At 34.2% G+C, this 14,149-nt stretch carries 10 protein-coding genes; 4 read left to right on the forward strand and 6 right to left on the reverse strand.

Going from position 1 to position 14,149, the window contains the following annotated elements; all coding sequences use genetic code 11:
• Positions 1-21 precede the first annotated feature (21 nt).
• The 6 genes from FNW38_RS14130 to recG form a co-directional block, all read right to left on the reverse strand.
• The gene (locus FNW38_RS14130) at positions 22-1,335 is read right to left on the reverse strand and encodes a TolC family protein (protein WP_143388417.1); all 1,314 of its coding nucleotides are present in this window, start codon (positions 1,333-1,335) and stop codon (positions 22-24) included.
• A 2-nt stretch (positions 1,336-1,337) separates the two neighbouring features.
• Complete coding sequence (locus FNW38_RS14135) at positions 1,338-4,520, reverse strand: efflux RND transporter permease subunit (protein ID WP_144064966.1); 3,183 nt, start codon at positions 4,518-4,520, stop codon at positions 1,338-1,340.
• A 101-nt stretch (positions 4,521-4,621) separates the two neighbouring features.
• Positions 4,622-5,680 (reverse strand): efflux RND transporter periplasmic adaptor subunit, encoded by a 1,059-nt coding sequence (locus FNW38_RS14140; RefSeq protein WP_144064965.1) that lies wholly within the window; start codon positions 5,678-5,680, stop codon positions 4,622-4,624.
• A 273-nt stretch (positions 5,681-5,953) separates the two neighbouring features.
• A complete protein-coding gene (locus FNW38_RS14145; RefSeq protein ID WP_144064964.1) occupies positions 5,954-7,339 on the reverse strand; it encodes a membrane dipeptidase in 1,386 nt (461 codons plus the stop codon).
• Positions 7,340-7,345: 6 nt separating this feature from the next.
• Entirely contained in the window at positions 7,346-8,437 is a 1,092-nt protein-coding gene (locus FNW38_RS14150; RefSeq protein WP_143388422.1) for a fatty acid desaturase family protein, read from the reverse strand.
• Between the two features lie 74 nt (positions 8,438-8,511).
• Positions 8,512-10,659 (reverse strand): ATP-dependent DNA helicase RecG, encoded by a 2,148-nt coding sequence (gene recG, locus FNW38_RS14155; RefSeq protein WP_143388423.1) that lies wholly within the window; start codon positions 10,657-10,659, stop codon positions 8,512-8,514.
• A gap of 209 nt (positions 10,660-10,868) precedes the next feature.
• Here recG and FNW38_RS14160 point away from each other — a divergent pair, with 209 nt between their 5' ends.
• The 4 genes from FNW38_RS14160 to FNW38_RS14175 all read left to right on the forward strand — a co-directional run bounded on the left by FNW38_RS14160 (position 10,869) and on the right by FNW38_RS14175 (position 14,056).
• A complete protein-coding gene (locus FNW38_RS14160) occupies positions 10,869-12,065 on the forward strand; it encodes a hypothetical protein (protein WP_143388424.1) in 1,197 nt (398 codons plus the stop codon).
• A 246-nt stretch (positions 12,066-12,311) separates the two neighbouring features.
• Positions 12,312-12,761 carry a YhcH/YjgK/YiaL family protein gene (locus FNW38_RS14165; protein WP_143388425.1) on the forward strand — a complete coding sequence of 150 codons (450 nt, stop codon included), beginning with the start codon at positions 12,312-12,314 and terminating at the stop codon, positions 12,759-12,761.
• A gap of 187 nt (positions 12,762-12,948) precedes the next feature.
• Complete coding sequence (locus tag FNW38_RS14170; protein ID WP_143388426.1) at positions 12,949-13,494, forward strand: DUF1697 domain-containing protein; 546 nt, start codon at positions 12,949-12,951, stop codon at positions 13,492-13,494.
• 139 nt (positions 13,495-13,633) lie between these two features.
• A complete protein-coding gene (locus FNW38_RS14175) occupies positions 13,634-14,056 on the forward strand; it encodes a hypothetical protein (protein ID WP_143388427.1) in 423 nt (140 codons plus the stop codon).
• Positions 14,057-14,149: the final 93 nt, after the last annotated feature.

Genomic DNA, 14,149 nt, shown 5'->3' on the forward strand with positions numbered 1-14,149 from the left:
AAATTTTTCAGCAAAAATATATTAAAAATTTAGATTACCAGCTAATTCCCTAAGTGCAATTTCGGATAATTTACCAAGAAACTGGGCGTTGCTGTAACGCACTTTTGCATTGACATAATTCAATTGTGCGGTTCTGAATTCTAAGGTCGTTATGGTTCCAATACGAAATTTATCCAGCGTAATATTTAGATTTTGTTTGGCGATAGATTCGTTTTTTTCTTCTAAAGCAATTAATTCCAAATTGGTCAAATACGTTTGATACGAAGTCGCTAACTGGGAATGCAATGTCAAATTTTGCTGCTCGATTGTCATTTTAGAATTCTCAATCTGAATTTTGGTGATTTTCTCGTTTCGGTTTTGTGCAAAACCATCAAATACATTCAAAGAAGCACTAAAACCATAATTCAATCCTTTGGATGCGGATTGTGATACAAATCCAAGACTGGATTGACTTTCAGAAAAATTGTAGCCTGTATTTACTCTTATGGTAGGATAGCGTCCCGCTTTGATTTGTTTTAATTCTAATTCTGCTACTTTTTTATTGATAATTTGCGTTTCTAATTGCGGATTTTGTTTTTCGGCTAAAGCGGTAAGTTCCGGAAGCAATAATTGGTTGTCAACCGCAATAAAATCAATCACTTTGAAATCAGATTTAAGATCTCTGGCCAATATTTGATTCAATAAAATCTTACTATTGGCATACAATTCTTTTTGTCTCAGCACCGCAACCTGATCGGTATTCAAATCTACTTGGGCATTCAAAACCTCTAATTTGGACGCTTTTCCAATGGTAAACCTGTTTTGTGCCAAAGCCAATCGCTGATTCGAAATAACAATCGTGGTATCTAAAGCAGCTAATTGCTGTTGTTGTTGTACCAAATCGTAATAGGCTGCATGTACATCACTTATTTTAGTGATTACCGTCAGTTTTAATTGTGCTTCTCCTAATTTTTGTAATTCTTTTAGCTGGTCTAGTCTGGCAAACATACGCAGTCCGTCAAAAATAGTCCAATCCAAGCCAACACCATAACTCAAACTGTTGTTCTTGGCATTGTCTAGCTCTGTTTCCGTTCCGTCTTGACGCGTTTGCGAACTGTTTTGAACGCTATTATTGTCCACAATTGTTGCAGTGACTTTTGGCAACATACCGGCATTTCCAATTGCCACATTTGTTTTTTCGATGTCTAAATTGTTTGTCGCAATTTTTATTTCGTAATTGTTTTCCAATGCTATTTTTATAGCACTTTCCAATGTCAAAACTTCTTGTGCATTGGTTTTTGCAATACAAAATAATAGTAGTATTAGACTTTGAAATAGTATTTTAGAATGTGTCATAATTATTTACTTTCTTTTTCTTCCGGTGAAATTATTATTTGCCCAAGGTCGTCAGGAACCAGCTTTTTTATTTCATTGGAAGAAAAGCCTTTTTTAATGCTGGTTTCATATTCATCAATATGATCAAATTCAGGATAATGTTTTCGGGCTTTCGACCACATTAAATATATCGCTGGAATAACGAATAAGGTTAAAACCAAAGAGAAAATAGTTCCTCCTACAATCACAACTCCCATCCCGATTCTACTCGTTGAAGCTGCTCCAAGCGACATTGCGATAGGCAATGCACCCAATGAAATGGCTAAACTGGTCATTAAAATAGGTCGAAGCCGTGCTTCGGAAGCTTCTAATATGGCATCAATTTTCGATTTACCCTGTTCTCGCAGTTGATTCGCAAATTCGACTATCAGAATTCCGTTCTTGGTCACTAAACCAATAAGCATTACCGTACCAATTTGGCTAAAGATATTCCAGGTTTGGTCAAACAACCATAAGGAGAATAATGCTCCGGCAACTGCCATTGGTACCGTTAAAATGATAATAAACGGATCAATGAAGCTTTCAAATTGCGCAGCTAAAATTAAAAATATCAATAGCAAAGCCAGTCCAAATGCGAATGAAGTATTCGAACTACTTTCGACAAAATCTCGTGATTCTCCTCCTAAATCGGTGGTAAACGTATCGTCAAGCACTTTGGCTTTTATTTCATTCATCGCGTCAATTCCATCACTTAAACTTTTGCCTGGAGCGAGACCTGCAGAAACTGTTGCCGACATATATCTGTTATTATGATACAATTGAGGAGGATTACTTTTCTCTTCAATAGTTACCACATTATCCATTTGAATCAATTCCCCTTTGTTATTTTTCACATACATAGAGGTCAAATCCAGTGGTTTTGAACGGTCTTTTTGATCAAATTGACCAATCACCTGATATTGTTTTCCGTTTCTCATAAAATAGCCAAAACGTTGACCGCTTAACGAAAGTTGTAAGGTTTGCGCAATGTCAATTACTGATATTCCTAAACTCTCTGCTTTCTCTCTGTTGATAGTTACATTGACTTCCGGTTTATTGAATTTTAAATTCACATCACTTATAGCAAAAGTTGGATTCTTAGACACTTCATCCATAAATAATGGAATCTTCTCTTCTAATTTTTTGAAATTTGTGGCCTGTATAATATATTGAATTGGTAAACCACCGCGTCTGTTTACAGCAATTGTGGGTTGTTCAATAACCGAAGTTTTTGCATCAGGATATTGCTTGGTCCATTTCGTTAGTTTCTGAGCAATTTCTTTTTGCGAATCCTTTCTTTCGTTAGGTTCAACTAAGGAAACACGAATGAAACCACTATTCACTGAAGAGGACCCAAAACCTGGTGAAGTGATAACCAAACTTACTTTTTTTCCAGCAATAGAATCATCTACCAGTTTTGAAACTTCCTGCATAAATCGATCGGTATATTCATAAGAAGAACCCTCGGGTGTAGACATACGCATTACAAATCCACTTCGATCATCGTAAGGTGCTGTTTCTTTTTGCAAAAGATTGAAAAACAAATAAATTAATCCAAAACAAGCTATCAGAATAGGAAAACTCAACCATTTTCTTTTCATAAAACTATTCAATGCATCGGCATAACCGCTGTTCAGTTTTTGAAAATAAGGTTCTGTTCGAATGTAGAATTTTGATTTTTTTTGTTCGCCACCTTTCATTAAATAGGCATTCAACATAGGTGTTAATGTCAAGGATACAAAAGCAGAAACCAATACCGCAGCACCAATGACGACGCCAAATTCCCTAAACAATCGCCCGACAAATCCTTCGAGGAAAATTACAGGAAGAAATACCGCTGCTAAAGTTATCGAAATCGAAATTACCGCAAAAAAGATTTCATTTGAGCCTTTTATTGCTGCTTCGATGGGCGACATGCCTTCTTCTACTTTTTTGAAAATATTCTCAGTCACTACAATTCCATCATCGACTACAAGACCTGTGGCAAGAACAATCGCCAACAAAGTCAATACATTTATCGAAAATCCAAAAAGCCACATGATAAAGAAAGTAGCAATTAACGAAACCGGAATGTCAATTAGCGGTCTAAAAGCAATTGCCCAATCCCTAAAGAACAAATAGATAATTAAAATTACCAGAATAATTGAAATCCCTAGGGTTTCGGCTACTTCAATAACTGATTTTTTTACAAAAACAGTAGTGTCAATAGCTATATTTAATTGAATATCTTTGGGTAAATCCTTTTTTAATTTTTCAAATTCTTTATAAAATGCTGTCGAAATATTTAAATAATTGGCCCCAGGAAGCGGTACAATAGCCACACCAACTAATGGAGTTCCGGATTGTGTCATTTGAGTTTCTGTGTTTTCAGGACCCAAACTCGCTGTTCCAATATCACTCAAGCGAACAACTTTTTCACCGTCTGAACGAATAATGATATTATTGAATTCTTCTGCTGTAGAAAGATTACCAACGGTTTTAACCGTTAATTCTGTGTTTTTTCCTGTCAGTTTTCCCGAAGGCAATTCCACATTTTGTTTGTTCAGCGCCTCTCTAACTTCCGAAACCGTACACCCATAAGAAGCTAATTTCACGGGATCAATCCACAAACGCATCGCGTATCTTTTTTGGCCCCAAATTTGAACACCACTTACGCCCGGAATAGTTTCCAATCGCTGGGAAATTACATTTTCGGCATAATCACTCAGCTCTAATGCGCTTCTGGTATCACTTTGCACCGTCATCGAAATAATGGCATCACCATTGGCATCAGCCTTAGAAACAACGGGAGGCGCATCAATATCTTGTGGCAAGTTCCTTACGGCTTGAGAAACTTTGTCACGAACATCATTAGCGGCTTCTTCCAGATCTTTATCTAAATTAAACTCGATAGTTATGTTGCTGCTTCCTTGCGCACTCGAAGAAGTTACATTTCGAATTCCATCAATAGAATTGATTGCTTTTTCAAGTGGTTCGGTAATTTGGGATTCAATAATATCAGCATTGGCTCCCGTATAATTGGTCCGAATCGAAATTTGAGCAGGATCAATAGAAGGGAATTCTCGTACTCCCAGAAAACTGTACCCAATAATACCGAACAATACAATTGCTAAATTAATAACAATGGTTAATACGGGTCTTCTTATACTTGTAGTAGATAAACTCATTTTTTTGAATTATAAATTAGTAGTTATGAATTATGAAATTGTTGGTTCTGAATTATCATTTTGATTTTAGGGACAAAAATTTACAACTCATCATTTATAACTCATAACTTTACTTTCACCTTCACAGGAGTTTCATTTTTCAATGACATTACACCACTTGTAATAACGGTATCGCCCGCTTTCAAACCGGAAAGTACCAAGATGGAAGCATCGGTTCGGGTAGCAGTTTCTACCATAATTTCTTTGGCCATTCCGTTATTCGAAATAAAAACCTTCTTGCCGTTTTGTACAGGAACTATGGCTTCAGTGGGAACTACGATGGCATCTTTAATAATGTCTAAAGGCAATTCAACATTGGCAAACGTACCCGGTAATAATTTTCCGTCTCTATTTTCGGCAATCGCACGAACTTTTAATGTTCTTGTGGCAATTTCCACTTCAGGTTCTATAGCATATATTTTTGCGGTATAATTTTCGGTGGAACCGGCAACTTTAAAACTTAAATTAGAATTTGTTTTAATTTGATTGGCATATTTTTCAGGAATCGAAAAAGTGATTTTCAGTTTGCCAATATTAACCAGTTTCGCTACCAAAACAGTAGGAGTGATATAGGTTCCGGGAGAAATGGAACGCAATCCAATTTTTCCTGAAAATGGTGCTCTAACCGATGTTTTTGCGATTTGTGCTTTTATCAATTGGCTTTGTGCTTGTGCCGATTTGAAATCAGCTCTTGCCACATCATATTCTTCTTGGCTGATGGCTTCTTTTTGCAGCAAAAGTTTCGCTCTTCTTTCGTTTTCCGAGGCTAAACCTTCTCTGGTTTTGGCCTGAGTCAATTGTGCTCTTAATTCTAAATCATTTACTTTAAAAAGTACTTGCCCTTTTGCTACGTTACTTCCTTCATTGAAATAAATGCCTTCAACAATACCCGAAACTTCGCTTCTAATTTCTACTTGCTCGTTTGCTTCGATAGAACCGGAAAGAGATAAATTATTGTCAAAAGTTTGGGGTTCCACGACAATACCACTCAATGTCATGGCTTTATTCATTCCTTTATCTTTTGAATCTTCATTTTTGGCACTGTTTGATGAAATTCGATAAGCTATAAAACCACCTATTCCGACAAGCAATAAGGTGTAAACAAGGTATTTTATTTTCATGTTTTATTGGGTAAAAGCATTGTTAAAGTGTCGTTTTGACGCAATAAGCAAAGTTAGGGTATTCAATTTTAAAAAAAAGGCACGTTAATTTTTATTTAACGTTTGTACATACAAATATTAATATTTAGGTTAAAAATTAGCTAATGTTAATCGAAAAAACATTGATTATACGGGATGAATTATAGAAAGTGCTATTAGAAATTATTAGTAGTCCAAAAAAAATGTCTGCATTGTGTTAAAAAAACAGATCAAGCAAAAGTATTTTTGATTTTTTTAGAACTTATTTAAATAAAAATGATGCAAGTTGTCATAACAAAATTGATTCACTATTGTTTCAGGACTTGTCAATTTATTAAAGTCATTTTTGAAATCATAATGCGATAAAAAGTGGGTAGATAATTCCAACAAATTATTTGCTAATAGAGGTAAGTCGGAAGCATTGTAAATACCAGGTAAAGGATTTATGGTACCATCAAAATCACTTCCGATACAGGTACTATTCCATGAATTCAAATCATTTTTATCTAAAAGGATTGCAATATGTTCTAAATGTCTCCATATAATTTCTGCTGAGGCAAATGCCTTGTTTTTTTTGGAATTTAATTTCTTCAAAACATTTTTTTTAGCCAATCTCCTGCCATCAAGTTGAATCGCAAAAAGGCCATTACTTTTTGATATTGCAATTAGTTCTTCATCATAGAAATTAATATCTGTATTACAGAAAATGGATTCATCAGAAATTGATTCTGGATTATTCCATGAGGTTCCGGTCACAGCTCCATGACTTACAATAATGGGAATGTTTTTTCCTTTAAAGTTGGTGTCTAAATAGTGATAATATTCTCTACGGGACTGTAAACACATGTGTTTTAAATCGGGATAAATAACTTTACCGTTTTTGTTGTCTAATAATGCCTTTACGGCCTTCAATCCCAAGTCCGTAAAACCATCGTTTAGCATTTCATTTTGATTGACTAATGGACCTAAAGCATCTGAACTTCTGGCATGACCGCAAAAATTATTACTGAAATTATGGGCAAAAGTGATAGTGATAGGAGCAATTTTCCAATTTTTAACTTTATATATATTCTCAAGAACTTCTTTTTCCACGGTTTCTCTCCCATATTTTTTTAATCCTGAATTAAATACGTGAGCTCCTTCAATTGCGAGGATTACAGCCGTTTTGTTTGCATGGCTAATTAATTTAAAATCTTCTGATTTTTTAGGAAAAAACAGTCCCATTTTATTATTCTGATGAATGGATTCCAGTAAAAAGTAATACTCTTTTTCGAGGTCTTCAAAATAATTGATATGTTGCTGAATGTTTCTGATTCTGTAATAACTGATTCCGGTTATGATATTTGCCAAAAAAGCAGAAACAAAACCACCGCCCAATGAATTTATAAAAAAGCCTTTTTCAAAAGGATAAAGTGAAGCGGTAACAATTTTGACATTTCCATTTTTCAACGTGGTAAAATCAGCTTGTGAAAATTTAGTCAAACCAAGATAGTTACTGATTAGTTTTCGAACAAAACTATTTTCTTGCTGATACCAAATATTTCTTCTTTTCAAGCCATAACTGCTGTCTTCAAACGAATGTCCATAGGTTTTTAATGTTGGGTGGCAATGCAAGTCGGCAAATTTGAATTCGTTTTTCATGTTTAATTACATTGTTTCTTCAAAAAAACTTTCGGGTTTAATCGCATTCTTTTTTACTAGTTGATAATGAAGTTGGAAAGCTTTTAATAAGGAATAGCTTTTATAGGGGAAGTTATATTCCATGGCAAATTCTTTGATGATTTCAGTTACTTTAATAATTTGTGTAGAACTGACATTTGGAAATAAATGATGTGCCAAATGATAATTAAAATTATTCATTACGTGTTTTGATACAAAATTTTCACAATGAACATCATTTGTAGTTATAAATTGATGTCTCAGCCAAGTAGTAGGAAGTCGGTAATTTGCATTTGGTATAGGGAATTCATTGCCAACATTAGCATGTGACGGGAGTAATATGACCAGTCCTACTAAACTGCCGCAAATCATTTGTATTAAAAAGCCTAATAAGGCTTGACCGATACTAACATTAAAAACTAAAATAGGAATTATAATGGCGTAAGAGATAAATAATAATTTAAAAAACCACAATTTAAAATACTCCACAAGAGGAATTTTGACAAACTTTCTGATGTATCGCTTAGCCGAATAGAAATCTCTAAAATCCCGTACGAGTAACCAATTTAAAAGAAATAATGGATACAGAAAAAACACCCAATAATGTTGGTATTTTTGAATAAATAAATTATTTTCTGAAGGAAAAAGTTTAAGTGGTCCTCCTTGTTCAATATCCGTATCCCAACCAATAGTGTTGGGATAGTTATGGTGCATTCTAATGTGTCGGTTAATCCAAATAAAGCTATTTGCTCCAATACAATCAAAAAGATACATGATAACTTTATTTTTCCATTTCTTTTTGAATAAGGAGTAATGACAAGCTTCATGGATAAGATTTACAAAAATTAAAGTTACAAGAACTCCCATTAGTCCATAAAAAAGATAGTATAAGAAAGAATAGGACTGGTATTGCATGGCTACAAACCAAAATAGAAAATAAAGAGAAGGTAACAAAAGGACTTTAAATTGGTTTTGATAATTTATTTCTTCTAAATCCAAGCGCTCCTTAACCGCCTCTTTTAGTAGAATAAAATGCTGGTCCTCTTCTGTAGATTTTGTAAAACTTGGCTTTCTAGACATCGGAATACATTTTTACAGTTAGTATTAGCAAATTTACAAAATAAAAACAACACAATAAATTGATTTTTAAGTATTTAACTAATATAATTCCAGATGTTTTTCTTTTTGGCCATTTCGATAAAAACGGCTCTCAAAGTAGCATGTTCCGGTTTTTGCATTCCCGAATCTTCCTTAAGTAATTTTAAAGCATAATTTCTGGCTAATGCCAAAGTATCTCTGTCTCTTACTAAATCAGCAATTTGAAGGTTGAGCACGCCGCTTTGTTGCGTTCCCATTAAATCTCCCGGACCCCGAAGCTTCAAATCCACTTCGGCAATTTCGAAACCATCATTCGTTTGCACCATTGTTTCCATTCGGGTTTTACTGTCGGAACTCAATTTATGGCTTGTCATCAGGATGCAATAACTTTGCTCCGCACCACGACCCACGCGACCCCGAAGTTGGTGCAGTTGCGATAATCCAAAACGTTCCGCACTTTCAATAATCATTACACTGGCGTTAGGAACATTCACACCGACTTCAATTACGGTTGTAGCCACCATAATATTCGTTTTTCCTTCCGAAAAGCGTTTCATTTCGGCATCTTTATCGGCAGGTTTCATTTTTCCGTGAAGAATGGAAATAGAATACTGAGGTAACGGAAAATCACGGAAAATACTCTCGTAACCGTCCATTAAATCCTTGAAATCCATTTTCTCCGATTCCTGAATCAACGGATACACAATATAGATTTGGCGACCCAAAGCGATTTCATCCCGTAGGAATTTCCAAACCTTCAAACGGTTGCTGTCAAATCGATGTACGGTCTGAATCGGTTTTCGTCCCGGAGGCAATTCATCAATTACTGAAATGTCTAAATCGCCATACAAACTCATCGCCAAAGTTCGGGGAATAGGCGTGGCGGTCATTACCAAAACGTGTGGCGGAATTATTTCCCCTCCCTTGGAGGGGTCAGGGGTGGATTTCTTCCACAATTTAGAACGTTGTTCTACGCCAAAACGGTGTTGCTCATCAATCACAGCCAAACCTAAATTCTTGAATTTTACTTTATCTTCTAATAAAGCATGTGTTCCGATAAGAATGTGTAACGTTCCGTTTTCCAGTTCTTCATGGATAATTCTTCGAGCAGCTATTTTGGTGGAACCCGTCAATATTCTAATATTAATATTTAGTCCCGAACCGTCGGGATGTGCCAATTCGGATAAACCAATAAAATGCTGATTGGCCAAGATTTCAGTGGGCGCCATCAAACACGCTTGGAAGCCATTATCAAGTGCCAAAAGCATACTCATAAAAGCCACAATTGTTTTTCCGGAACCTACGTCGCCTTGTAACAATCGGTTCATTTGGGCGTTGCTGCCCATGTCCGTTCTTATTTCTTTGATTACTCTTTTTTGGGCGTTGGTGAGTTCAAAAGGCAGGTGATTCTGATAAAAATCATTGAAATATTTACCCACTGTGGTAAACGGATGCCCTTTTATTTTATGTTTCCGAATCAGATTTTTTGTGATTAATTGCAATTGGATAAAGAACAATTCTTCGAAGATTAATCGGAATTTGGCTTTCGCCAAAACTTCGGCGCTTTTTGGAAAATGAATGTTGAATAAAGCTGCTTTTTTAGGAATTAGTTTCAATTCGTTGATCAAATAATCTGGTAAGGTTTCCGTGAACAACGCCTGCGTTTCCAGAAACAATTGCTGCATCAGTTTATTAATTACCCGATTTGAAATCCCTCGATTCGTCAAGGTTTCTGTCGAAGGATAAACAGGTTGCATCGCAGAACGTAAACTTTGTTCGTGTTCGCTCATGAGTTCAATTTCTGGATGCGCCATATTGAAGGCATTTCCAAAAGACGTGCATTTCCCGAAAATCACACAGATTTCATTTAGCTTTAAACTCTCCCGAATCCATTTGTGACCTTGAAACCAAACGAGTTCCATTTGCCCCGTATCATCAACAAAAGTAGCGACTAATCGTTTTTGGTTTCTGCCAAATTCTACGGTTTTGATGTTGATGATTTTACCAATAATCTGAACCTCGGCAATGTTGTTTTGCAGTTCGTTAATCTTGTAATACCGCGTTCTGTCAATGTATCTATTTGGAAAAAAATTAACCAAATCCACATACTTATGAATCCCTAGTTCCTTACGCAGCAATTCGCCCCGATTGGGACCAACGCCTTTGAGGTATTCTATGGGAGTTAGGAGGAGGTTGTTGGACATTTTATATTTTTTTAGAAAATAGAATAAAGAGTATAGAAAATAGATTTTTGAGTCTATTCCCTTTGTTCTATATTCTTTTATCTTTTAAAAGCGAAGATAGTTTTTTGTTTGGAAAATAGGAAATGAGATTGTTTGGTATTGGAGTAGGAAAAATGGTATATTTGAAAAAGTGTAAAATAAATTTTAAAACTATACAATATAAAAATCAAATGAAATTAGCCCTAACTACTGTATTCGTCTTATTTTCAATAAACATTAACTTACATGCGCAAGTAACAAAAAAAGTCTATAAATTCTCCGAAGATATAGAGACAAAAATGGAAAAAGATACCGTTCCTTGGAAAACTCAAGTAGGGGCAACTGATTATGCAATAAGTGGAAATTATAAAAAAGCATTAGAAACATGGGATAAAACAGGAAGTGAGATTCCTTCTATTTCAGCTCAAGATAGTGTCTATTTTAAAGAATTTAAATCTCAGAATGCTAAAGAATACATTTTAAATCGCTCCAAAAAAGAAAAAATAATCATAATTAATGAAGCTCACAATAATTCCAGACATAGAGTATTTACCACCTCACTATTGAAAGGATTATATAAAAATGGTTATCGCTTTTTAGGAATTGAAGCGCTTTCAGATACATTAATAAACCAACGAAAGTTTCCTGTTTTGGAAAGTGGAAGTATGTACATTCATGAGTCTCAATATTCAAATTTAATAAAAGAAGCATTAGATATAGGTTTCATTTTATTCAACTACGAATACAAGTATGTCAAAGGTAAAACCGGAAAAGATAGAGAAAGAGAACAGGCAAAAAATATCACTAAAGTGATTGTCCAAAACCCCAATTCTAAATTTTTAATTCACTGTGGTTATGATCACCTCAATGAGGGAATTCCAGGCATAAAAGAATGGGAAAAAGCTATGGCAGGCAGATTGAATGATTTAACGGGAATAAATCCATTTACCATTGATCAAATCCCAGGTTCTGAGAAAGGGAATTTAAAATTTAATAGCCCTTATATACAAATGGCCAATTCGAAGAAACCAGTTGTAATGGTTAATGCTAAAGGCAAAACTTATAATGGTGAAATAAACGAGAATAAAGCTGATTGTAGAATTATTCACCCCTTAAGTGTTTACAATAATGGAAGAGCAGATTGGCTTACATTAGATGGGAGAAGAAAATTTTTTCATATTCCTGCCAATTCTATTTCTGAATATCCTGTTCTAGTTATGGCCTACAGAAATAATGAATTTGAACAAGAAGGAATCCCTGCTGATATTGCTGAAATAACAAATAAAAACCAAACGGTAGATTTAGTTTTAGACAAAGGCAATTATCGAATAATTGTAAAAAATAAGGATTATAAAATAATTCAAGATTATCAGCAGAAAATAAATTAATTTCAAATATAAACATTGAAAGTAAAACCCCAAATTCCCTTCAAACACAATATCTTTGCAAAAATAAAAACACCTTAAAATAACAACTCATCTCGCATGACTTATCATGATAAACTAGGGTTTTCAATAATAAACGGAAAAGGAATTTATAGAATAAAGAGTAGTAATAACCTGAAAAAGTAGTCTTACTTTAGCACCCATATTTTGGAAAGCTGAATTGATTTTGATAACAATAAAAAATAAAAAATGGTACTAGATAAAATTGAAAATTATAAACTTTATGAGAACCTGAGCGAAAGAATTGCTAAAGGATTTGAATTTATTAACAACACTGATTTAGTCCAAATAGAGTCGGGGAAATATCAGATAGACAATGATGCTATTTTTGCAATTGTGCAGGAATATGACACAAAGGAAGTAAAAGATTGTAAGTTAGAAGGACATACTAAGTATATCGATATTCAATATATTATAAAAGGTGTTGAATTGATGGGAGTTACGACTAAAAACAATCAAAAAATGATACTTACTGATGAGGAAAAAGATTATTCTTTCTATGAAGGTGATACCTCCTTGATTAGAGTAGAAGAGGGAATGTTTACCATTTTTTTTCCGGATGATCTTCATAGACCTTGTGTAAAAGCAGATCAAGTTTCTAAAGTAAAAAAAGTTGTTGTAAAGGTACAAATTCGATAATCAGGCTATTCATTGTTAACAATGGTAGCAATCTGCAACAATCTGCAACCATGCTAAAGATAAAAAAAATAACCTCGTTTAAGTCGTCTTGAGCGAGGTTGTTTTTTTTATACAATAATCTCCATTAATTAAGTTGCGAATTCCGTTCCAAACACAATATCTTCGCAAAATATAAAAAGTATTAAAAATGACAACTCATCTCGCATTGCTTCGCGGTATCAATGTTTCCGGTCACAACATGATAAAAATGGAGGCTTTGAAAACGACTTTAGAATCTATCGGTTTTCAAAATGTACAAACCTACATTCAATCTGGAAATGTCTTTGTGGATACAGATGAAGAAAATCCTGCAAAAGTAGGATTTCTAATCAAACAGGAAATTTTCAAAGTTTTTGGACATGAAGTTTCCATTGTGGTTATTGCCAAAGAAGACTTGGAAGCATGTTTCAGGAACAATCCTTTTTTGAAAGAAAAAGATATAGACATTAAAAAACTATATGTGGCTTTTATTTCTACCGCTTTGCGAAGCGATAGTATCAATGATTTGAAAATTAGCCAATTTAAACCGGATGAAGCCAGTATTGATGGCAGCAGAATTTTTATTAAATACGCTGTTGGTGCAGGAAAGACAAGATTTGATCAAAAATATATCGAGAAAAAACTGAATGTTACGGCAACTATCAGAAATTGGAATACGGTGACGCAGTTGTTAAAAATGTATGAAGAAAGATAAAAAGATACTAAAAAAGTTAGCTGTGAATGATACTAATTCGGACTAATTTATTTTAGCATTAAAAAAAAGCAAATAATTATAATTTTACGCAACCTTTTATAATTGGCATCATCTATATAGTAGCTGTAAAAACTGATATATGAAACATTTTACTATTCTTGTTGCTTTCCTTTCTATTTTTAATTCCTGTTCAAAAGACGCTTTAACATCGGATAATACTGGTTATTACGGAAAATGGACTTTGGTTAAAATGTCGGGGACTCTTTCTAATTCTGAAACGACAGGCGCAGCAATGGAATGGCAAGAATTTTATTTGTTCAACACTAATGGAACATTTACAAAATCCAGAGAAAGAAATGCGATTAAAACAACTATTTCTGGAACTTACACTGCTACAACTCATTCGGACGGAATGTATTTAGAATTGACATATCCCAATGCCAGCGAGATTATAGGAAACTGCTACGGAAATCAAAAAGAGGTGCTTTATTTTACGGATAACAACAGCTTGTCAAGTATTTGGAAAAGCTGTGATGGTCCTGGATTAGAATACAAAAAGTAAATTATTACTCACCTTACGCAAAAAACATCTCAAAAAATATTGTTTTAACATTTTCATTGTTAACAACTTATATTTCATAAAATTCACCACTAA

It is taken from the genome of Flavobacterium gawalongense (assembly GCF_007097265.1).
In the GTDB taxonomy this organism is placed as follows: domain Bacteria; phylum Bacteroidota; class Bacteroidia; order Flavobacteriales; family Flavobacteriaceae; genus Flavobacterium; species Flavobacterium gawalongense.